Raw genomic sequence first — 21,700 nt, forward strand, 5'->3', positions numbered from 1 at the left:
TGCAACGGGGTGACGCCTCATGGATTTCGACCAGTTGACCCTGACCCAGGCTGTGGCCGACCTCCGCGCCGGAAAAATCACGAGCACCGCACTCACGACGGAAGCTCTCGCCCGCGCCACGGCCAATGCCGATCTGAATGCCTTCGTCACCCTGGACGAGGCCGGCGCCCTGAAAGCTGCGGCCGCATTCGACGCGAACGACAACAAGGACAAGCCGCTCGGCGGCGTTCCCATCGTGATCAAGGACAATATCGAGGTCGCGGGACTCCCCTGCAGCGCGGGAACGCCAGCGCTAAAAAATTACGTTCCGAGGGCCGACGCGCCGGTGGTCGCAAAGCTGCGCGCGGCGGGCGCGATCATCATCGGCAAAACCAGCATGCACGAGCTCGCCTTCGGCATCTCGGGCTACAACACCGCATTCAAGACCGGCGCGGAGTTCGGCGTGCGCAACGCCTATGACCGCGCCCTGATCGCCGGCGGCTCCTCCTCCGGAACGGGCGCCGCGATCGGCGCACGGATCGTCGCGGGCGGGCTCGGCACCGACACTGGCGGATCGGTCAGGGTTCCCGCCGCGCTGAATGGATGTGCCTCGCTCCGCCCGACGGTCGGACGCTATCCGCAGGCTGGCATCGCGCCAATCTCGCACACCCGCGACACCGCGGGTCCGATGGCAGCGACCGCGGCGGATGTCGCGCTGCTCGACCGCGTCATTGCAGGTGGCGATGCCGTTCAGGCGGCCGATCTGAGGCTGGTGCGGATCGGCATCGTAAAGACGATGCTGAGCAATCTCGACGCCGACACCGACGCCGCATTCCAGGCAGCCCTCACGAAAATGAAGACGCAGGGCATCACGATCGTTGAGATCGAGATGCCGCATCTGGCCGAACTCAACGTCCAGGTCGGCTTTCCCGTCGCGCTGTACGAGGCCTATGACGACATGGTGGCCTATCTGGCGCATAGCGGCACCGGCATCACCATTGACGCACTGGCGCGGGAGATCGCGAGCCCCGACGTCAAGGGCACCTATGACGGCCTCGTGATCCCGCGCAAGCTGCCAGGTCCAGACAATACGCTGGTCGATGCCGAGCCGATCTATGACGCGGCCATCAGGTCCGCGCGACCCGCCCTGCAGGCGCTCTACGGCAAGACCTTTGCGGACAACCGGCTCGATGCCATCGCCTTCCCGACCACGCCGCGTATCGCCATTGCCTCCAATCCCGATTCCAGCAGCCTGGAGAATTTCGCCCTGTTCATCCAGAACACCGATCCCGGCAGCAATGCCGGCATTCCCGGCATCCAGATTCCGATCGCGCTCGGCGCCCGGAGCAAACTGCCGATCGGGCTTGAATTGGACGGCCCCGCGGGCAGCGATCGCGGCCTGCTTGCGATCGGCATGGCACTCGACGCCGTGTTCGAGCGATTGCCGCCGCCGCGCCAATCATGAATACGGATTGATCAGCTTCTGCTGCTCGGCGCTGTGATGCACGAGCATGTCGATGAAAGTCCTGACCTTCGCCGACAGATGATGCCGGTGCGGATAGACGGCGTTCATCGACATCTCGACCGGCCGGTACTCGGGCAGCAGGCGAACGAGCCGACCGGCTTCGAGATCGTCCCGAACGAGAAAACCCGCCATCAGGCAGACGGCACCGCCTTCCAGCGCCACCTTCCGCAAGGCCTCACCGCTGTTGGTGATGAAGCTGCCGGAAATCCGTACCGATGCCGGCGCGCCCTTGCGATCGAAAAAGCGCCAATCGTCGCCGAAGGGATAGTTCAAATGGCGCCCGCAATTGTGCGCCGTGAGCTCATCGAGCTTCTGCACGCGACCGTGCTTGTCGAGATAATCGTGCGAGCAGCACAGCACGTGACGCCAGGTGGCAAGGCTGCGGACGATCAGGCTCGAATCCGGCGGCGCGGTCATGCGCAGGGCAACGTCGTAGCCTTCTTCGATGAGGTCGATGTCCGCTTCGCCCATGCGCAGATCGATCTTGAGCTCTGGATAGGCCGACAGGAGCTTCGCCAACACGGGCGCGACGAACGGCACCATGTGCGTGGCGACGTGGATCCGCAGCGTCCCGCGCGGTACCGACTGCAATTCGCTCGCAATGTCGTCGGCCTGTTCGATATCGGCGAGGATCTGGATGCAGCGGTCGTAGTAGGCCTTGCCGATCTCGGTGAGATTGACCTTACGCGTGGTGCGCTGAAGCAGCCTCACCCCGAGCCGGTCTTCCAGCGCCTGAACGTGATTGCTCACCATCGTGGTCGACATGTTGAGCTTGCGGGCTGCTGCAGAGAAGCCGCCGGTCTCGACCACCCGGCTAAAGACTTCGAGGCTCGTCAATCGGTCCATGCCGACTGATTATCCGCTGTTGGTCGATAATCGCAAGGAATTCTGTCCGATTATCCGTCAGATTAGCTCGCGCGGGATGGCGGAGGGGTTAGCCGCAATCCTGCGACAGAGGCGGCAATCGCTCTGGGGCAGTCGCACCTCCGGCTCGGTAGACCATACGCGAAGGCGGGATTCCCGGACTATCCACTCTCAGCGGATAATCCTTCCGGTATTTCGCCGATTATCGATCGCGCGAAAAAGACCGATGGTCTCAGCCACCCGACAGGAGACTGCCATGTCCGAGATGCCCCGCACCGAAAACTTCCAGCAAGCGACTGAGGTACTGCAAGCTTCACCGCCGGTGCCGGTTCGTGGTCCGACCCGGAATATGGTTCGACGGGCGGCGTTGGCGCTCGCGTTCCTCGCGGGCACAGCAGCGATTGTCCATTACGGACACGACTACTGGGTCAACGGCCGTTATCTCGAGACAACCGACGACGCCTATGTGAAGGCCGACTCCACGATCGTCGCGCCAAAAGTCTCGGGCTACATCGCCAAGGTGCTGGTCAGCGACAACGAAAAGGTCAAAGCGGGCCAGCTGCTGGCGAAGATCGACGACCGTGACTTCAAGGCGGCGCTCGACCAGGCCCGCGCCGATGTCGCTGCGGCGGAAGCGTCGGTGCGCAACCTCGACGCCCAGCTCGAACTCCAGCAGCCGATCATCGAGCAGAGCACGGCCGATGTCGCTGCTGCGGACGCGAATCTGAAATTTGCGCAGGAGGAGCGCGCCCGCTACGACGATTTGATGAAGTCGGGCTCAGGCACGATTCAGCGCGCACAACAGACTGACGCCGCGTTGCGCGCCAGCAACGCGCAACTGCAACATGCCAGGTCGGGCCTCGTGGCCGCGCAACGCAAGATCGACGTGCTCACCACCCAGCGCGCGCAGGCGACAGCCCAGCTCGAGCACGCGCGCGCGGTCGCGGAGCAGGCGACCCTGAATCTCTCCTACACCGAGATTACCGCGCCGGTCGACGGCACGGTTGGCGCCCGCTCACTGCGCGCGGGACAGTTCGTGCAAGCCGGCACGCAATTGATGGCGGTGGTGCCGCTCGATGCAGTCTATGTCGTGGCGAATTTCAAGGAGACGCAGCTCACTCATGTCCGCGCCGGCCAACCGGTCGAGCTGCACGTCGACAGTTTTCGCAATCAGACCCTGCGCGGCCATGTCGACAGCCTGTCGCCGGCGAGCGGCCTTGAATTCGCACTGCTGCCGCCCGACAACGCCACCGGCAATTTCACCAAGATCGTGCAACGGGTGCCGGTGAAGATCGTGCTCGACGACCACAGCCTGACCGGGCTGCTGCGCCCCGGCATGTCCGCGGCGCCGACTATCGACACCAAACAGGCCGTCATGGCCGAGCGCGAGACGGCCAAGCGCCTCGCCGATAATGCGGCGCGACCCAACGGAGGCTAAAGGCCGGCTCCGGCAGCAATATCAAGTCCTGCCGGATGATCCTTCCCACGCTTCCCGATGATCGAAGCCATCCGCCCGATGCATCCTGTCTCCGTACCCGAGACGAGGCCCTTCATGAGCACGCTCCAACCCGCCCTGAACGCCGCTTCCGCCGCCAGCCTTCCTGCTCCGACCGCGGCCGCCACGCCGGTGGTTTCCACCAAGACCTGGATTGCCGTGATCGGCGCGACACTCGGCGCCTTCATGGCGGTGCTGAACATCCAGATCGTCAATGCCTCGCTCGCCGACATCCAGGGCGCGATCGGCGCCGGCATCGACGATGGCGGCTGGATCTCGACCTCTTATCTGATCGCGGAGATCGTTGTCATCCCGCTCTCGGGCTGGCTGGCGCAGGTGTTCTCGATCCGCATTTATCTGCTCACCAACGCGGTCCTGTTCCTGATCCTGTCGGCCGCCTGTGCGCTGGCGCAGGACCTGCCGCAGATGATCGTGCTGCGGGCAGTGCAAGGTTTTACCGGCGGCGTGCTGATTCCGATGGCGTTCACGCTCATCATCACATTGCTGCCGCGCGGAAAGCAGCCGGTCGGCCTTGCACTGTTCGCGCTGTCGGCGACGTTCGCGCCCGCGATCGGCCCGACCATCGGCGGCTATCTCACCGAAAATTTTGGCTGGCAGTACATCTTCTACGTCAATGTCGTCCCGGGCGGGATCATGGTCGGCATGCTCTGGTACGCGCTCGATGCAAAGCCCATGAAGCTTGCGCTGCTGCGCGACGGCGACTGGGCCGGCATCATCGCCATGGCGATCGGACTGTCGGCGCTGCAGACCGTGCTTGAGGAAGGCAACAAGGACGACTGGTTCGGCTCGCCCGTCATCGTCAAGCTGTCCGTCATCGCGGCCGTGGCGCTGACCGCCTTCCTGATCATCGAGCTGACCGTGAAGAAGCCGCTCCTCAACCTGCGCCTGCTGGTCCGCCGCAATTTCGGCTTCGGCATGCTCGCGAATTTCCTGCTGGGAATCGCGCTCTACGGCTCGGTGTTCATCCTGCCGCAATATCTGGCTCGCATCCAAGGCTATAATGCCGAGCAGATCGGCATGGTGCTGGCATGGACCGGCCTGCCGCAGCTCTTGCTGATCCCGCTGGTGCCGCGCTTGATGCAGAAGCTCGATGCGCGGCTCATCATCGGCGTCGGCTTCGTCCTGTTCGCGGCCTCCAACTTCATGAACATCTACATGACCGGCAACTATGCCGCCGATCAATTGCTCTGGCCCAATGTGGTTCGTGCGATCGGCCAGGCGCTGGTGATGGCGCCGCTGTCTGCGGTGGCGACCTCGGGCATCGAACCGGAGAACGCGGGCTCGGCCTCCGGCCTGTTCAACATGATGCGCAATCTCGGTGGCGCCGTCGGCATCGCGCTGTTGCAGACCCTGCTGACCAAGCGCGAGCAGTATCACTCCAACGTGCTGGTGCAGTCGGTCTCGCTGTTCGAGCAGGCGACGCGGACGCGGCTGGAACAGCTCACCCAATACTTCGTCAATCACGGCATTCTCGACCGGGCGGACGCGTTGCATCGCGCCTATGTTGCGATCGGCCATATCGTGCAGAAGCAGGCCTATATCCTCGCCTTCAGCGACACCTTTTATCTGCTCGGCGTGGCACTGATCGTCGCGCTGATCGCCACCCTCTTCCTGAAGAAGGCCGGCCCCGCCTCGGCCGGCGGCGCCCACTGACATCACCCCAGCAAGCAAGGAGAACGACCATGAAACCCCGCATGAATTTCTACCAGGCCGCACCCGACACGATGAAGGCGCTGATGGCGCTGGAAGAGCAGATCCAGTCGACCGGCCTCGAGAAATCGCTGATCGAGCTCGTCAAGATCCGCGCGTCGCAGATCAACGGCTGTGCCTTCTGCATCAACATGCACACCGAGGACGCCCGCAAGCGCGGCGAGACCGAGCAACGCATCTATCTACTCAACGCCTGGCGCGAATCGCCGCTCTACACCGACCGCGAGCGCGCGGCGCTGGCCTGGACCGAATCAGTGACGCTGATCTCCGAGACGCACGCGCCTGATGACGTCTACGAGCAGGTCCGCGCGCAATTCTCCGATGCGGAGACGGTGAACCTGACCATGCTGATCGGCGCCATCAATGCCTGGAACAGAATCGCGATCGCGTTCCGTGCGGTTCACCCGGTGAAGGTGAAGGCGTCGGTGGCGTAAGATGTTCTCAGCTGTCATGCCCCGCGCAGGCGGGGCATCCAGTATTCCAGAGACAGCGAGATTAATCACCGCCCGCGCGGCGGACTGGATCGCCCGCCTTCGCGGGCGGTGACACCGAGTGCGCCGCTTAAACCGCCGTCGCTTTGGCGAACTCCACGTAGATCTCGCGCAGCCGCGCGGCAAGCGGGCCGGGCTTGCCGTCGCCAACCTTCTTGCCGTCGATCGCAACCACCGGCTGGACGAACAGCGACGCCGAGGTGGCGAAGGCTTCCTTGGCGGCGAGCGCCTCGGCGACCGTGAAGGAACGCTCCTCGACGCGGAGCTGACGCTCTTCCGCCAGCGCCACCACCGCCTTGCGGGTGCAGCCCGGCAGGATCGCGTTGGAGTTCTTGCGGGTCACGATGACGTCGTCCTGGGTCAGGATGAACGCCGAGGACGAGCCGCCTTCGGTGACGTAGCCGTCTTCCAGCATCCAGGCCTCGCCCGCACCGGCTTCGGCCGCGGCCTGCTTTGCCAGCACTTGCGCGAGGAGTGCCACGCTCTTGATGTCGCGCCGCTCCCAGCGGATGTCGGGCACGGTGATCACGTTGATGCCGGTCTTGGCCGAGGCGGCGTTGATGATGTCCTTCTCCGACGTGAACATTACCAGGCTCGACTTGACGTCGCCCTTGGGGAAGGCGAAGTCGCGGCCCTTGTCGGCGCCGCGGGTGACCTGGAGATAGACGAGGCCGTTCTCGACCTTGTTGCGCGCGATCAGCTCCTTCTGGAGCTCGGTAATGCGCTCGACCGTCTCGGGCAGCTTCAGCTGGATCTCGCCGACCGAGCGCTCCAGCCGCGTCAGATGCGAGGCATTGTCGATCAGCTTGCCGTCGAGCACGGCCGAGACCTCGTAGATGCCGTCGGCAAACAGGAAGCCGCGATCGAGCACCGAAATTTTGGCGTCCGAGAGCGGGACGAATGAGCCGTTGACATAGGCGATCGGATCCAAGGCAGGTCTCCTGGCGGGAAGAGAGATTTGGTGCGGTTATACGGGATTTAGCGACGCCCTGAAACCCGCCTTCGGCGCATCCCGGAATAACGCGAGAATTAGTGCGACAGGATCTTCGACAAGAACTTCTGCGCGCGGTCGCTGCGGGGCTTGCCGAAGAAATCGTCCTTCGGAGCGTCCTCGACGATCTCGCCGCGATCCATGAAGATCACGCGGTTGGCGACCTTGCGGGCAAAGCCCATCTCGTGGGTGACGACCATCATGGTCATGCCCTCATGGGCAAGGTCCACCATGACGTCGAGCACCTCGCTCACCATTTCGGGGTCGAGCGCCGAGGTCGGCTCGTCGAACAGCATGACAATGGGATCCATTGCGAGCGCGCGAGCGATCGCCACTCGCTGCTGCTGGCCACCGGACAGGTTCGCGGGATACTTTTGCGCCTGCTCCTTCAGGCCGACGCGCTCCAGCAGCTGCATGCCTTTTGCCATCGCCTTGTCGCGCGACCGGTCGAGCACCTTCTGCTGTGCGAGACAGAGATTGTCGATGATCTTCAGATGCGGAAACAGCTCGAAATGCTGAAACACCATGCCGACACGCGAGCGCAGCTTGGGCAGATTGGTCTTGGGATCGTTGACCTTGGTACCATCGACGCTGATGTCGCCTTTCTGGAACGGCTCCAGCGCGTTGACGCATTTGATCAGCGTCGACTTGCCTGATCCCGACGGACCGCAGACCACGACCACCTCGCCCTTGGTGACGCTGGTGGTGCAGTCGGTCAGCACCTGGAAGCTCGGGCTGTACCATTTGTCGACGTGGCTGATCTCGATCATGACAAACTCTATCGAATGATGGCGATGCGCGCCTGCAGGCGGCGAACGCCGAAGGACGCAACACAGGAAATGGTGAAGTAGACGATCGCTGCGAACAGATACATTTCGACCAGACGGCCGTCGCGCTGCGCGACCTTGCTCGCGGCACCGAGGAAATCGGTGATCGACAGCACGTAAACCAGTGAGGTGTCCTGGAACAGCACGATGGTCTGCGTGATCAGCACCGGCAGCATGTTACGGAAGGCCTGCGGCAGCACGACGTAGCGCATGGTCTGGGCGTAGGTCAGGCCAAGCGCGTTGGCTGCGGCCGGCTGACCGCGCGAGATCGACTGGATGCCGGCACGCATGATCTCGGAGAAGTACGCGGCCTCGAACAAGATGAAGGTGATGAGCGAGGACGCGAACGCGCCGACACTGATCGGGCGCGACGCGCCGGTCACCCACTGCCCGATATAGGGCACCAGGAAGTAGAACCAGAAGATCACCAGCACCAGCGGCAGCGAGCGCATGAAGTCGACATAGACCCCGGCGATGCGGCCCAGGATCTTGAAGCCAGACAGCCGCATCAGCGCGATTGCCGTGCCGAAGATCAGGCCGCCGAGCGCCGCAAGTCCCGTGAGCATCAGCGTGAACGTCATGCCCTCGTAGAACAGATAAGGCAGCGTGCGGCGGATCACGTCGAAATCGAAATTGCTGAACATGGTGCTATTTCCCCGTGATGTAGCCGGGGATCGCGACGTAGCGCTCGAGGAAGCGCATTGCGGTCACGACGACGGCGTTGACGAGGAGATAGAGAAGGGTCGCGGCGGTGAAGGCCTCGAACACCTGGAACGAGAATTCCTGCATCGAGCGCGCCTGTCCGGTCAACTCAAGCAAGCCGATGGTGATGGCCACAGCCGTGTTCTTGATGGTGTTGAGGAACTCGGACGTCAGCGGCGGCAGGATGATGCGAAACGCCATCGGCAGCAAGATGTAGCGATAAGCCTGCAAGGTCGTCAGGCCGAGCGCGGTCGCCGCCATCTTCTGGCCGCGTGGGAGCGATCCGATGCCCGCCTGCAACTGCACGGCGACGCGCGCCGACATGAAGAACCCGATGCCGATCGCCGCCGTCCAGAACGGCGCATTCGGCAGCTGCTTCAGCCAGAGGCCGGCAGATTTCGGCAGCAGTTCCGGCAGCACGAAGAACCACAGGAAGAGCTGCACCAGCAGCGGCATGTTGCGGAAGAATTCGACATAGGCAAAGCCGAACCAATACGCTCCCTTCGACGGCAGCGTGCGCATCACGCCGACGATCGAGCCCATGATCAGCGCGATGATCCATGCGAGCGCGCCCGTCTTGAGGGTCAGCACCAGGCCCGACAACAGCATGTCGAGATAGGTGCCGGTCCCCATCGGGTTCGGCTCGAAGAAAATTCCCCAGTTCCAGTGGTAGTTCACGTGTCCCCCGCGCGAACGCGCCAGTCATGGATGTCCTGGCGCCTATGCAAATGTCCGGCCACCTTGGAGTCAAGATGGCCGGACACGATCCGGATCGAAAGATCGCGGTTATAGCTTACTTATAATCGTCCGGGTTCGGCGAGTCGGTCGGCTTGGCGAACTCGTTCTTCAGCTCGGCCGAGATCGGGGTGTTGAGGTTCAGACCCTTCGGCGGGATCTTCTGAGTGAACCACTTCTCGTAGATCTTCTGGCCTTCCCCCGAAGTATAGAGCGCTGCGGTCGCCGCATCGACCACCTTCTTGAACGCCGCGTCGTCCTTGCGCAGCATGATGCCGTAGGGCTCAGGCTTGGAGAACGCGTCCTTGGAGATGACGTAGTCGTCGGGCGACTTCGAGCCGGCAACGAGGCTCGCGAGCAGGATGTCGTCCATCACGAAGGCGACGGCGCGGTCGGTCTCGACCATCAGGAAGGATTCGGCGTGGTCCTTGGCCGGGATAATGTTGGCGCCGAGGCTTTTCGCAACATTGGCTTCGGTGAGCTGCTTGATGTTGGTGGTGCCGGCGGTCGAGACCACCGTCTTGCCCTTGAGATCGTCGATCGACTTCAGGCCGCTCGACTTCTTGAAGACGTAGCGGCTGGCGGTCAGGTAATGGGTATTGGTGAAGGCAACCTGCTTCTGCCGCTCGGCATTGTTGGTTGTCGAGCCGCATTCGAGGTCGATGGTGCCGTTGGCCATCAGCGGAATACGCGTCGCCGAGGTCACGGGATTGAGCTTGACCTCGAGCTTGTCGAGCTTGAGCTCCTTCTTCACGGCGTCGACGATCTTGTAGCAGATGTCCATCGCGAACCCGATGGGCTTCTGGTTGTCATCGAGATAGGAGAACGGGATCGAGGAGTCGCGGAAGCCGAGCGTAATGGCGCCGGTGTCCTTGATGTTCTTCAGCGTGCCGGTCAGCTCCTCGGCCCCGGCCTGGCTGACAGCGAAGGTCGCGGCGAGCGCGAGGCCGATGCTACGGAAATGTTTCACTTTTGGGTCCCCTTTCAGGATGATGCCGGCGGGATGCAAGCACAAATTGGATTGGAATAGAATGTGACTTTTGGCTGGATCGCGGCTCCGGTTAACGGCTCAGGTCGGCGGGCGCGTTAGCGGGCTTGTTAGCGGGCTTGGCAATTCCCCGAGATCCCAGAACAGGCCGGCCATCACCGTCAAGGCCTCTTCGGTCAATGGCAGCAGGATGTGCTCATTGGGCGCATGCTGGGAGCAGCCTGGATAGGAGTGCGGCACCCAGATCGTCGGCAGGCCCAGGATCTCGGAGAACACGTCGTTGGGCAACGAGCCGCCGAAATTGGGCAGCACCGCCGGGACCTTGCCGGTGGTCTGACGAACCGAATCCGCCGCCCATGTGATCCAGGGGCTGTCGAAATCCGTGCGCGAGGCGGCAAAGCTCTGCGCCGCCCGCACCTCGACCATCGGAAAGCCCTTCTGTGCCAGATGCGCGCGGATCGCCTCGATCAGCCCATCGATCCTGGTGCCGACCACGAAACGCAGTTGCAGCACGGCATTGGCGTGGCCGGGAATGGCGTTGGCCGGCTTCTCGATATTGCCCGACGACATCGCCAGCACTTCGAGCGTGTTCCAGGCGTAGAGCCGCTCGGCCGCCGAAAGACCCTCCTCGCCCCAGCCTTCGGCCAACGCCGGCTCGTCCTCGGTCGGCACCACCTGCACGTCCGCAAGATAACTGCGGATCTGGTTGGTGAGGCGCGGCGGCTTCAGCGCATCCAGCTGAAGGCGGCCGTGGCCGTCGACCAGCGTCGAGATCGCGTTGACCAGAATGGTCGCGGGGTTGGCGAGCACACCGCCCCAATTGCCGGAGTGATGGCCGCCGTCGCGAAGGTTCACATCGAGATGAATGCGGATGCCGCCGCGGCAGCCGAGGAACAGGGTGGGACGGTCGGCGGACAGGCGCGGCCCGTCGGAGGCCATGAACAGATCGGCCTTGAGCGCATCGCGATTGAGATCGCAGATCTTGCCGAGATCCGGCGAACCGATCTCCTCGCCCATCTCGACGATGAACTTGGCGTTGAAGCCGAGCTTGCCGCCGCGGGCCTCGCGTACCGCGCGGAGTGCGGCCATGTTGATGCTGTGCTGGCCCTTGTTGTCGGCCGTGCCGCGACCGTAAAGACGCGTGCCCGAAACCGTGGTGCGCCAGGGATCGCGGCCGTCGCGCCACTCGCCTTCCATGCCGTCGACGACGTCGCCATGGCCGTAGATCAGCACGGTCGGCGCCGTCTCGCTCTCGTGGTGTTCTGCGAACAGGAACGGCGCCTTGCCGCTGGGAGATTCGATCATCCGGCTTTGGAAATCGAGCGCGGCGAAAGCGGGCACCATCTCCTGTTCCAGATAGGCGCGCAGCTCGACGCTCCGGTTCGGATTCTGGCTCTCGGTCCGGTAGGCGACGCGACGGTCGAGTTCAGCGAGGAACGCGCCGGATTTGAAATCGTCACGGGCGCGGGCGATGGCATCGGCTCTGGTCATTATTTTCTTTTTTAGGTTGCGAGGCGAAGAAGCATACCCGATACGGGCAGGCCTCCGAAAGTGGCGGGGACTTCGATAGTCTTGGGATTTCGTTCTTGCTCTCTTGAGATTGGCTTGCCAAGCGCGGCAGCGCCGCTGATTTTGGCCTTGCCAACGTCGCGCTATATGCAAGAACTTCGCCAAGTTCGGGCGCAGCTCTATCATTCGAAGAGCGCCCGGTACAGGGCGCCGGGGGACCATCATGGCCAAGCAGATCAGGCTCAATGCATTTGCGATGAATTGCGTCGCACACCAGTCACCGGGCTTGTGGACCCATCCGCGCGACCGCACTGCCGAATATAACCGCCTGCCCTACTGGATCGATCTTGCCAAAACGCTGGAGCGCGGCCGTTTCGACGGGCTGTTCCTGGCCGACGTGCTCGGCGTCTATGACGTCTACGGCAACAGTCCTGACGCAGCCTTGCGCAATGCAGCCCAGTCGCCCTCGAACGATCCGCTGCTGCTGCTGTCGGCAATGGCGGCGGTCACGCAGAATCTCGGCTTCGGCGTCACCAGCAATCTTTCCTTCGAGCCGCCCTATCCGTTCGCGCGGCGGATGTCGACGCTCGATCATCTTACCGAGGGGCGTATCGGCTGGAATGTCGTCACCGGCTATCTCGACAGCGCCGCGCGCGGCGCCGGCAAGGACAAGCAGATCGGGCACGACGACCGCTACGAGATCGCCGACGAATATATGGAGGTCGTCTACAAGCTCTGGGAAGGAAGCTGGGAGGACGACGCCGTGCTGCGCGACCGTACGCGCGGCATCTTCACCGATCCCACAAAAGTTCATCGCGTCAACCACGAGGGCGCCAACTACCGCATCAACAACACGATCCATCTGAGCGAGCCGTCGCCGCAGCGGACGCCCGTGCTGTACCAGGCCGGCACCTCGCCGCGCGGACGGAGGTTCGCGGCACAGCACGCCGAATGCGTGTTCATGTCGGGACCGTCGGCCAAGGTGATCGCGCCGCGGGTGTCGGCGATCCGTCAGGAGGCCGCCGCGTTCGGCCGCAATCCGGCGGAAATCCTGATGTTCTCGATGATGACGATCATCCTCGGGCGGACGGAGGCCGAGGCGAACGAAAAATACGCCGACCATCGCCGCCACATCAGCCCCGAGGGCGCGCTCGCGCTGATGTCGGGATGGACCGGAATCGACTTCTCCGGCTACGAGCTCGATCAGCAGGTGCGCCATGTTCAGAACGATGCCGGCCGCAGCGCACTCGATAACGTCACTCGGGCCGATCCCGATCGCGTCTGGACCGTGCGCGACGTCATCGAGCATGTCGGCGTCGGCGGCGCCGGTCCCGTCGTGGTCGGCACGCCGGAGATGGTCGCGGACAAGATCGAGGCGTGGTTCGAGGCGACCGATGTCGACGGCCTCAACGTCGCCTTCGCGATCTCACCCGGCGATTTCGAGGACATCGCCGACATGCTGGTGCCGGAGCTGACGCGGCGTGGGCGGTACAAGGCCGAGTACGCGCGGGGCACGCTGCGGGAGAAGCTGTTCGGTGACGGGCGTGCAAGGCTGGGTGCGCCGCATCCGGCGGCGGGGTACCGGGTGGGGAGGAAGGGATAGAGCCACCGCTCTCCCCGTCATTGCGAGCGAAGCGAAGCAATCCAGAATTGCTCCACGGAGACAGTCTGGATTGCTTCGTCGCAAGTGCTCCTCGCAATGACGGTGGAGGCACCTGCCCTACACCTTCCCGTCCACCATCACCTCGATCAGCTTCGTGCCCGGCCGATTGAATGCCGACGCCATCGTCGCCTTCAACTCTCGGGGATCGCTGACCTTGATCGCCTCGCATCCCAACGCCTTCGCCACGCCCGCGAAATCCACCGGGGGATCGACGAAATCCATGCCGACGTAATTATCGTCGCCATGGAAGGCGAGCAGGCGCTGCTTGATGATGCGGTAGCCGCCATTGTTGGCAATGACCACATTGAGCGGCAGCTTGTGATGCGCCGCCGTCCACAGCGACTGGATCGAATACATCGCGCTGCCGTCGCCGGAGAAGCAGACGACGGGGCGATCGGGATTGGCGATGCTGGCGCCGACGGAGGCCGGCAGGCCCCAGCCGATGCCGCCGGAGGCAAGGCCGTGATAGCCGAAGCGGTCGCGGTGCGCACGCAGTGCCGTGATCTGGCGGCTCGAGGTGAGGCCTTCGTCGACGAGGATGGCATTGGCTGGCATGGCCTCGACCATCTGCAGCACCAGCCAGTCCGGATCGATGGGGCTGCGGTCGGCGGCTTTGCCGATCTGCTCGACCAGCGCGGTACGCCTTGCGGTCCAGTTCTTGGGCGCGAGCTCGGCGAGACGTTGCCTCGCACGTTGCGCCAGGGCAGCACCGCCCATCTCCTTCAGCACCGGGATCAGCGCGCGCAGCGTTTCCTTCAAATCCGCCTTCAGCGCGATCTCGGCGCCGTAGTTCTTGGCGATCTCCCAATCGCCGAGGCCGATCTGCACGATGCCAAGGCCCTCCGGCAGCGCATCGACCTCGCTATAGACCGACATCCGCAGGGGATCGCCGCCGAGCGCGATCAAGAGGTCGTACGGCGCAAGCGTGTCGCGCGCGACTTTCTGAACCCGTGCCAGCGTGCCGACGAAGCTCGGGCTCTCCGAGAGGAAGTGCGAGCCGTAGGGCGTCGAGGATTGGTACGCAGCCGCGCCCAAAAGCTCGGCGAGTTCGGCGGCCTCCTTCAGCGCATCGCTCTTCACTACCTCGTCCATGGTGACGATCACGGGACGCTCGGCCCTCAGTAGTCGCGCGGCGAACGCCTTGAGTGCCTCATCCGATGGCCTTGTGCGAGCGTCGATGCGGGTGGAGCGACCGAGATCTATTCCGGCCTCGCTGTTGAGGATGTCGCCGGGCAACGAAATGAACACCGGCCCGGTCGGCGGCGTGGTCGCGACTTTTGCGGCGCGGCGCACGATGCGCGGCAGATCCTCGAGCCGGGTCACCTCGACCGCCCATTTCACCAGCGGCTCGGCCATGCGCACCAGCGGGCCGTAGAGCACCGGCTCCATCAGTCCGTGGCCCTGCTCCTGCTGGCCCGCGGTGAGGATCATCGGCGTGCCCGTGAACTGGGCGTTGTAGAGCGAGCCCATCGCGTTGCCGAGGCCGGGCGCGACATGGACGTTGCATGCGACGAGCTTTCCGGAGGCGCGGCTATAGCCATCCGCGATCGCCACCACCAGGCTCTCCTGCATCGCCATCACATAGGTGAGATCGGGATGGTCCTTCAGCGCGTGCATGATCGGCAGTTCGGTCGTGCCGGGATTGCCGAACAGATGCGTGATGCCCTCGTCCTTGAGCAGCGCGAGAAAGGCGGAGCGGCCGGTGATCTTGTTCTTCATGTTTCCTCCAGAGGCGGACGTTGCCGCAAGGCAGGAAGCATGATGGCCGAAATCGCGGGAGGCGCGCAAGGAAGCGCGGTCATGGCTGCGTTGCGTGGGCGCAGCACGCTACATCTCCTCGCGCCCCAGCTCGAACGGATCCTCGCCGCCCGCCCGCTTCTTCTTTTTCGAGCGCTGCCAGACCACACCGGGAAAGCCCTTCAACGGTACCAGCGGCTCGCCGGTATAGGTCCATTCCTGCAGCTCCTCGATCGCAATGTGATAGAGCGGCTGGCGGCCGGTGCGTCCCCTAAACAGCGCACGGGGGATGTTGACCATGTGCGGCCCGCGCGGGCGCTCATATGCGATCGGCGTGCCGCAATGCGCGCAGAAGCTGCGCGCGGTCTTCGTTGCCTTGTCCTCGTAGCGCGTCAGCGCCGTCTTGCCTGCGGTGATGCGAAACCGTTTCTTCCAGCTTCCGACATAGGTTGCATAGGCGGCGCCGTGGGCGCGACGGCTGGCGGCGGAGTGATCGTGCCAGGCCCAGCGTGCGGGAACGTCAATCTCGAAGGTGACCTTGCCGCAGAGGCATTGGCCGGTGGCAACTCCTGCGGCGGCTGCGGCTTTGGCCATGGGTGCTTCCCTCATCGCTCGCAATGACGGAATTCGTGGTGTCCGTCGGGGCAACACAATAACTCCGTAGCCCGGATGAGCGAAGCGACATCCGGGAAGACCAGAGCTTAGGTGAAGACCCCGGATATCGCTTCGCTCAACTGGGCTACAGCAGTGTCAGACCGGCGTCAGCTCGTCATACACCGGATAGTCCGTATAGCCCTTCTCCTCGCCGCCGTAGAACGTCGCACGGTTATACGGCGTGAGAGGGTAGTCGTGCTGCAGGCGGCGCGGCAGATCGGGGTTGGAGATGAAGATGCGGCCGAAGGCGATGAGGTCGGCGTGTCCCTCTGCGATAGCGGCGTTCGCCGTCTCGGCCGTAAACCCGCCTGCCGTCATCAGCACGCCGCTGTAGAGCGGGCGGAATAGCAGCATTGCCGACGGCACGTTCTGCCAGTTGACTTCGGCACGCCCGGAGCCGCTGGAGCGCGGTTCGATGAAATGCAGATAGGCAAGACCGAGCTTGTCGAGCGCCTTGACCACGTGCGTGTAGAGCGGCATCGGATCGGGCTCGCCGGAATCATTGGCGATGCCGTGGGGCGACAGCCGCACGCCGACGCGGCCCGCGCCCCAGACGTCGATCGCCGCCTGGGTCACTTCGAGCAGAAGCCGCGCGCGGTTCTCGATCGAACCGCCATATTGATCGGTGCGCTGGTTGCTGCGTGATTGCAGGAATTGCTCGAGCAGATAGCCGTTGGCGCCGTGGATCTCGACGCCGTCGAAGCCCGCGGCCAGCGCGTTCTTCGCACCCTGCCTGAAGGCCTCGACGATGCCCATGACCTCGTTCGTCTCCAGCGCGCGCGGCGTCTCATAGTCGGAGATCTTGCCGTCGGCGGTCATTGCCTTCATGCCTTCGGCCTTGATCGCGATCGCCGATGCCGAGACCGGCAGCTCCCCGCCGTGGAAGGAAGAATGCGAGACGCGGCCCACGTGCCAGAGCTGGAGAAAGATGATGCCGCCCTTGGCGTGCACGGCGTCGACAACCTTGCGCCAGCCCGCGATCTGCGTCTCCGAATAGATGCCGGGCGTCGCCGGATTACCGCGACCATGCGAGAGCACAGGCGAGGCCTCGGCAATGAGCAGGCCGCCTTGGGTGGCGCGCTGACCGTAATATTCGGCATTGAGCGGCCGCGGCGAAAAGCTCTCGCGCTCGGCTCGCATGCGCGTCAACGGCGCCATCGCGACGCGGTGCGCGAGCTTGTACGGACCGACCTGCAACGGTTGAAACAACGCCTCGAATTTCATTCCGGCCCCAAAATGATTGGATGAGAGGACGGGGATCATAAGAGAAAGGTCCGCAGCTCGGAAGCTGCACGGGGGAATGGCTGGCCAGCCAAAAGAGGCGGCGAATAAAAGAAGCCCCGGGGCCGGGCCCGGGGCTTTCGTCTATTCGGATTGCAGGTCAGTATTTCGCAACGACCGCGCCTGGGCCGAACTTGTAGTTCAAGCCAACACGCGCGATGTGGCCCGTGAAATTCGCGGTAGAGTCAAAGCCACGCGCCGGGCCGGGCGTGAACGGGAACAGCGGATTGAAGATGGTGTATTTCTCGCTGCCGAGATCGTAGTAGAGATATTCGAGCTTGACGCTCCAGTTCGACGCAATGCGGTACTCGCCGCCGCCGCCGACCGTCCAGCCCACGCGCCAGCTTTCCACCGCGCCTGCGCTACAGATCACATTGAGGCAGGGTGTGCCGCTCCCACCCGTGGGATCCACGATCGACGTCGACGCCTTGACATGCCCATAGGCAAGACCGCCGGTCGCGTACAGCATCAGGTCGGGCACGACGGTGGCACCGATCCGGCCGCGCACGGTCCCCAGCCAGTCGACCTTCTGATCTTGCGTGGTCATGATCGTCGGGAAGACCGGCAAGGTTCGGGTCACCGTTGAGCTACCCTTGATGTCGGCCGCCGCAATATCGGCTTCGACGCCCCACACCAACGAGCCCGTCTGCACATTGTAGCCGGCCTGCAAGCCGCCCAGCACACCACGCGCGTCTGTTGCCAGCGAAGCCGGGACAAGGCCGCCCGCCAGTGCGACGTCGAGCACGCCCGCAGTGAAGACCGGATCATGGGGCGCGAGATTGTTCGCACCATCGCCCCACCCATACCCGACATTCACGCCGGCGTAGAAGCCCGACCAGTTGTAGGCAACGGGCAGTGGCGGCGCCTTGTACGCAGGCGCACGTGCGGTCATATCGGCCGCAAGAGCGGGCTGCGCCGAGGCGACGCCCAAAGCCACAAACACGATCGGAGCAAAGCGAAGCATTATCGAGATTCCAATTCCGAAGATTGAAGTTGACCAGAACTAACCGGCCGACATTCGAAATGGGATAGCAAGCCTTGCAAAATCGCGGACAACGCGAGCTTTCAAAATCGCATGTAGCGTCCGGGCAACAACCTTTGGTCGCCGCAAGCGGACTCGCGTCGCCGCAGGCAAGACCGATCGCTGAAGTCCGGACGCGATGGCGCGTCAGGCCGTCTTGATCCAGACGGCCTTCACGTTGAGATATTCCTCGACGTGCTGCTTGCCGGATTCGCGGCCGTAGCCGCTCATCTTGTAGCCGCCGAAGGGCACAGCCGGGTCCATCGCCTGGTAGCAGTTCACCCACACCGAACCGGCACGGAGCCTCTTCGCGACCGCATGCGCCTTGCTGACGTCCCGCGTCCAAAGGCCCGAGCCGAGACCGAACGTGGTGGCGTTGGCGCGCTTGACCAGCTCGTCCATGTCCTTGAACGCGATTGCCGAGATGACGGGACCAAAGATCTCCTCTTGCGCGATGCGCATATTGTCCTGGACGCCAGCGAACACCGTCGGCGACACGAAGAAGCCTTTTGCAAGCGCGCCTTCGGTAACGCGGCCACCGCCGGCGAGCGCCTTGGCGCCTTCCTTCTGTCCGATGTCGAGATAGCTGGTGACGCGCTCGAGCTGCTGCTCGGACACCAGCGGTCCGATCTGGGTGTTGGGATCGAGGCCGTTGCCGACCTGCAGCTTCTTGCCGAACTCGGCAACGCGGCTGACGAATTCCTCGTAGATCGGCTGCTCGACGAACAGCCGGGTGCCGGCGCTGCAGATTTGCCCCGAATTGGCGAACACCGCCATCGCGGCGCCCGGCACGGCCGCATCGAGATCGGCATCCGCGAACACGATGTCCGGCGACTTGCCGCCGAGCTCAAGCGAGACGCGCTTGAGGTTGCCGGCCGAGGCGCGGATGATCGACTGGCCCGTGACATGCGAGCCGGTGAAAGCAACCTTGTCGACGTCGTGGTGCGAGGCAAGCGCGGCGCCCGCGGTCTCGCCGTAGCCGGGCACGACGTTGATGACGCCGGCCGGAACGCCCGCCTCCATCGCGAGCTCGGCGATGCGCAGCGAGGTCAGCGGCGCCTCCTCGGCGGGCTTGAGCACGACGGTGCAGCCGGTCGCGATCGCCGGACCGATCTTCCAGATCGTCGCAGTCAGGGGACCGTTCCAGGGAATGATGGCGCCGACGACGCCGATCGGCTCCTTCAGCGTGTAGGAAAAGATCTCGCCGGGCAGCGAGTTCTCGATGGTCTCGCCATGAATCGCGGTGGTCTGGCCGGCATAATAGCGCAGCATGCCGACAGCGCGCAGGCGATAGGCACGGGTACGGCTGAGCGGCGCGCCCATGTCGAGCGTGTCGAGCTGCGACAATTCGTCGAAATTCTTCTCGACGAGGTCGGCAAGCTTCAGGAGAAGGTTCTGCCGCTCGAACGGCTTGACCTTGCTCCAGGGACCTTCGAAGGCGCGGCGGGCGGCAGCGACCGCGCGATCGATGTCTTCCTTGTCGCCCTCCGCCACTGTTGCAAGCAGTTCGCCGGTCGCGGGGTTGTGGGTCTCGAAGCGCTTGCCGGAGGCAGCATCGACCCACTTCCCGTCGATCAGCATCTGCTTGTAGGACCCGTTGGCGAACGGATGGCGCGTGATCGGAATAGCCTGCGACACAGCCATGGCTGAACTCCCTGTCGAATGATTGATTGGTTCGATCTGGGCGGGATCGTCAAGTCGATAGAATACTGCGATGCCGGACAGGCGTAAAGGAGAGGCGTAAAGTCGGCGCGGAACGAAGACCTCCCATGCCGACTTGTGCAGGGTCGCGCGAGTGCCATGTTATGGCACGACCGAGCCCCTCCCCGGAGACAATCCATGCCCCACCCCGCCATCGTCAAAGACAATGTTGCCGTGATCACCGGCGGTGCGTCCGGCATCGGATTCGCCGCCGCCGCAGCCTTCGCGCGCGACGGCATGAAGGTGTGTATCGCCGATGTGGATCAGGCGGGACTGGCGGATGCCGCGACAAGACTCTCATCCCTGACGTCCGCCACACACGTGATGACCTTCGCGATTGACGTCAGCAAGGCCGAGGGCGTGACGGAACTGGAGCGCGCCGTGCGCGAGCGCTTCGGCGGCACCGACATCCTCATGAACAACGCGGGCATCCAGCCCGGCAGCACGCTGTTCGGCGAACCCGACAACTGGCAGCGCATCATCGGCGTCAACATGTGGGGCATCATCAACGGCTCGCGCATCTTCGCGCCCAACATGGTCGCGCGCGGCAGGGCGGGGCTCATCATCAACACCGGCTCGAAGCAGGGCATCACCACCCCGCCCGGCGATCCCGCCTACAACGTCTCCAAGGCCGGCGTGAAAGCTTTTACGGAAGCGCTCCAACATGAGCTGCGCAACACTGCGGGTTGCCGCATCACCGCGCATCTGCTGATTCCCGGTTTCGTCTTTACGGGCCTTACCGCGAAGGGCCGGACGGAGAAGCCGGCCGGCGCATGGACTGCCGAGCAGACCGTGAATTTCATGCTGGCTCGGCTGGAGGCCGGCGATTTCTACATCCTGTGCCCGGACAACGACGTCCCGCGCGCGCTCGACGAAAAGCGCATGCTGTGGGCCGCCGGCGATATCGTGGAGAACCGCCCGCCGCTGTCACGCTGGCATCCGGACCATGCGGATGCATTCGCGAAATTCGTGGAGGGGGATTAGGCTGTTTGATCCTCATGGTGAGGAGCGCGGAACGCGCGTCTCGAACCATGCAGGTCCGGTGGGCCTCGATCCTCCGAGACGCCCGCTCCCAGCGGGCTCCTCAGGATGAGGGTTTACACAGGGGGCGCTCTACAGCGTCTCTTGCTGATGCCCGCAATTCTTGCAGGCGAACTTGATGCGGGTTTGCCCCTTTGGCGCCTGCACACGGTTCGGGGCGCCGCATTTGCCACAGACGGCCTCGATGCGGGTATCGCCCTGCTTGACGACGACGGTTTTCTTTTCCATCGATTCGCGGATCAGGCGCTCGGCCTCCTCACGCAGGGATTGTTTCGACAAAGCTCGTCTCCGCCATAAATGCGGGCGAGGCTTATCCCACCTGCGGCGAAATCACAATCCGAAACGGCTGCTCAGACCTCGACAATCACGTAGCTGTCCTCGACATGCACCGGAAACGTCTCGGCGACATACGGACCTTTCTGGAGTTCCTCGCCCCGCTCCACCGCGACCGGATATGACCTAATCTTGACGCGCTTCGGGTCGAACCAGGATTGGCCGTTGCGCATGTCGAACTCCCAGCCATGCCAGGGACAGCGCAGCATCTCGCCGACGCGCGAGCGCTGATAGATGCCGGGCTCGGGCGAGGTCAGTCGCGCGACACAGGCCGCTTTCTCCAGCGGCGCGCCTTCGTGCGGACAGCGGTTCAGCAAAGCGAAGAACTCGCCATTGACGTGGAACACGACAATGTCGCGGCCGGCGACATCGACGACCTTGTTGCCACCGGGTGGGATCTCCGAGGTGGACGCGACGATGTGACGGGCCATA

Annotated in this window: 20 protein-coding genes; 6 read left to right on the top strand and 14 right to left on the bottom strand. The window is 63.8% G+C overall.

The features are described from left to right. Nucleotides 1-19: 19 nt before the first annotated feature. Entirely contained in the window at nucleotides 20-1,444 is a 1,425-nt protein-coding gene (gene iaaH / locus IVB40_RS30830) for an indoleacetamide hydrolase (protein ID WP_247817229.1), read from the top strand. Here the strand turns inward: iaaH and IVB40_RS30835 are convergent. Continuing rightward, nucleotides 1,439-2,350 (bottom strand): LysR family transcriptional regulator, encoded by a 912-nt coding sequence (locus tag IVB40_RS30835; RefSeq protein ID WP_247817230.1) that lies wholly within the window; start codon nucleotides 2,348-2,350, stop codon nucleotides 1,439-1,441. The genes iaaH and IVB40_RS30835 overlap by 6 nt on opposite strands. A gap of 274 nt (nucleotides 2,351-2,624) precedes the next feature. Here IVB40_RS30835 and IVB40_RS30840 point away from each other — a divergent pair, with 274 nt between their 5' ends. The 3 genes from IVB40_RS30840 (at nucleotide 2,625) to IVB40_RS30850 (ending at nucleotide 6,028) form a co-directional block, all read left to right on the top strand. After that, complete coding sequence (locus tag IVB40_RS30840) at nucleotides 2,625-3,806, top strand: HlyD family secretion protein (protein WP_247817231.1); 1,182 nt, start codon at nucleotides 2,625-2,627, stop codon at nucleotides 3,804-3,806. A gap of 114 nt (nucleotides 3,807-3,920) precedes the next feature. Next, entirely contained in the window at nucleotides 3,921-5,537 is a 1,617-nt protein-coding gene (locus IVB40_RS30845; RefSeq protein WP_247817232.1) for an MDR family MFS transporter, read from the top strand. Between the two features lie 29 nt (nucleotides 5,538-5,566). Next, nucleotides 5,567-6,028 carry a carboxymuconolactone decarboxylase family protein gene (locus IVB40_RS30850; protein ID WP_007615070.1) on the top strand — a complete coding sequence of 154 codons (462 nt, stop codon included), beginning with the start codon at nucleotides 5,567-5,569 and terminating at the stop codon, nucleotides 6,026-6,028. A gap of 127 nt (nucleotides 6,029-6,155) precedes the next feature. On the opposite strand, the gene IVB40_RS30855 is transcribed toward IVB40_RS30850, so the two are convergent. From IVB40_RS30855 to IVB40_RS30880, 6 genes are all read right to left on the bottom strand, one after another. Further along, nucleotides 6,156-7,016 carry a D-amino-acid transaminase gene (locus IVB40_RS30855; protein ID WP_027565485.1) on the bottom strand — a complete coding sequence of 287 codons (861 nt, stop codon included), beginning with the start codon at nucleotides 7,014-7,016 and terminating at the stop codon, nucleotides 6,156-6,158. Between the two features lie 98 nt (nucleotides 7,017-7,114). Then, nucleotides 7,115-7,846, bottom strand: a complete 732-nt coding sequence (locus IVB40_RS30860) for an amino acid ABC transporter ATP-binding protein (protein WP_007597027.1) — start codon at nucleotides 7,844-7,846, stop codon at nucleotides 7,115-7,117. 8 nt (nucleotides 7,847-7,854) lie between these two features. Then, nucleotides 7,855-8,547 carry an ABC transporter permease subunit gene (locus IVB40_RS30865; RefSeq protein WP_027565486.1) on the bottom strand — a complete coding sequence of 231 codons (693 nt, stop codon included), beginning with the start codon at nucleotides 8,545-8,547 and terminating at the stop codon, nucleotides 7,855-7,857. A gap of 4 nt (nucleotides 8,548-8,551) precedes the next feature. Then, nucleotides 8,552-9,283 (bottom strand): amino acid ABC transporter permease, encoded by a 732-nt coding sequence (locus IVB40_RS30870; RefSeq protein WP_027565487.1) that lies wholly within the window; start codon nucleotides 9,281-9,283, stop codon nucleotides 8,552-8,554. Nucleotides 9,284-9,398: 115 nt separating this feature from the next. Then, a complete protein-coding gene (locus tag IVB40_RS30875) occupies nucleotides 9,399-10,310 on the bottom strand; it encodes an amino acid ABC transporter substrate-binding protein (RefSeq protein WP_027565488.1) in 912 nt (303 codons plus the stop codon). A 99-nt stretch (nucleotides 10,311-10,409) separates the two neighbouring features. Then, nucleotides 10,410-11,819, bottom strand: coding sequence for a M20 family metallopeptidase (locus tag IVB40_RS30880; protein ID WP_247817233.1), 1,410 nt, complete (start codon nucleotides 11,817-11,819; stop codon nucleotides 10,410-10,412). Between the two features lie 241 nt (nucleotides 11,820-12,060). Here IVB40_RS30880 and IVB40_RS30885 point away from each other — a divergent pair, with 241 nt between their 5' ends. Further along, complete coding sequence (locus IVB40_RS30885; protein WP_247817234.1) at nucleotides 12,061-13,440, top strand: LLM class flavin-dependent oxidoreductase; 1,380 nt, start codon at nucleotides 12,061-12,063, stop codon at nucleotides 13,438-13,440. A 117-nt stretch (nucleotides 13,441-13,557) separates the two neighbouring features. Here the strand turns inward: IVB40_RS30885 and IVB40_RS30890 are convergent, their stop codons facing one another. The 5 genes from IVB40_RS30890 to IVB40_RS30910 form a co-directional block, all read right to left on the bottom strand. Next, entirely contained in the window at nucleotides 13,558-15,219 is a 1,662-nt protein-coding gene (locus tag IVB40_RS30890; RefSeq protein WP_247817235.1) for a thiamine pyrophosphate-binding protein, read from the bottom strand. A gap of 108 nt (nucleotides 15,220-15,327) precedes the next feature. After that, a complete protein-coding gene (locus tag IVB40_RS30895) occupies nucleotides 15,328-15,831 on the bottom strand; it encodes a GFA family protein (RefSeq protein WP_247817236.1) in 504 nt (167 codons plus the stop codon). A 156-nt stretch (nucleotides 15,832-15,987) separates the two neighbouring features. Continuing rightward, nucleotides 15,988-17,115 (bottom strand): alkene reductase, encoded by a 1,128-nt coding sequence (locus IVB40_RS30900; protein ID WP_247817237.1) that lies wholly within the window; start codon nucleotides 17,113-17,115, stop codon nucleotides 15,988-15,990. 157 nt (nucleotides 17,116-17,272) lie between these two features. After that, nucleotides 17,273-18,136, bottom strand: a complete 864-nt coding sequence (locus IVB40_RS30905; RefSeq protein ID WP_247463014.1) for an outer membrane beta-barrel protein — start codon at nucleotides 18,134-18,136, stop codon at nucleotides 17,273-17,275. A gap of 204 nt (nucleotides 18,137-18,340) precedes the next feature. Next, nucleotides 18,341-19,837, bottom strand: coding sequence for an aldehyde dehydrogenase family protein (locus IVB40_RS30910; protein WP_247817238.1), 1,497 nt, complete (start codon nucleotides 19,835-19,837; stop codon nucleotides 18,341-18,343). Between the two features lie 195 nt (nucleotides 19,838-20,032). Here IVB40_RS30910 and IVB40_RS30915 point away from each other — a divergent pair, with 195 nt between their 5' ends. After that, nucleotides 20,033-20,878, top strand: a complete 846-nt coding sequence (locus tag IVB40_RS30915; RefSeq protein ID WP_247817239.1) for an SDR family NAD(P)-dependent oxidoreductase — start codon at nucleotides 20,033-20,035, stop codon at nucleotides 20,876-20,878. A gap of 129 nt (nucleotides 20,879-21,007) precedes the next feature. Here the strand turns inward: IVB40_RS30915 and IVB40_RS30920 are convergent, their stop codons facing one another. Next, nucleotides 21,008-21,214, bottom strand: a complete 207-nt coding sequence (locus IVB40_RS30920) for a hypothetical protein (RefSeq protein WP_007615092.1) — start codon at nucleotides 21,212-21,214, stop codon at nucleotides 21,008-21,010. A gap of 71 nt (nucleotides 21,215-21,285) precedes the next feature. Further along, nucleotides 21,286-21,699 carry a Rieske (2Fe-2S) protein gene (locus tag IVB40_RS30925; protein WP_027565497.1) on the bottom strand — a complete coding sequence of 138 codons (414 nt, stop codon included), beginning with the start codon at nucleotides 21,697-21,699 and terminating at the stop codon, nucleotides 21,286-21,288. Nucleotide 21,700: the final 1 nt, after the last annotated feature.

Source organism: Bradyrhizobium sp. 40, assembly GCF_023100925.1.
Taxonomy (GTDB): domain Bacteria; phylum Pseudomonadota; class Alphaproteobacteria; order Rhizobiales; family Xanthobacteraceae; genus Bradyrhizobium.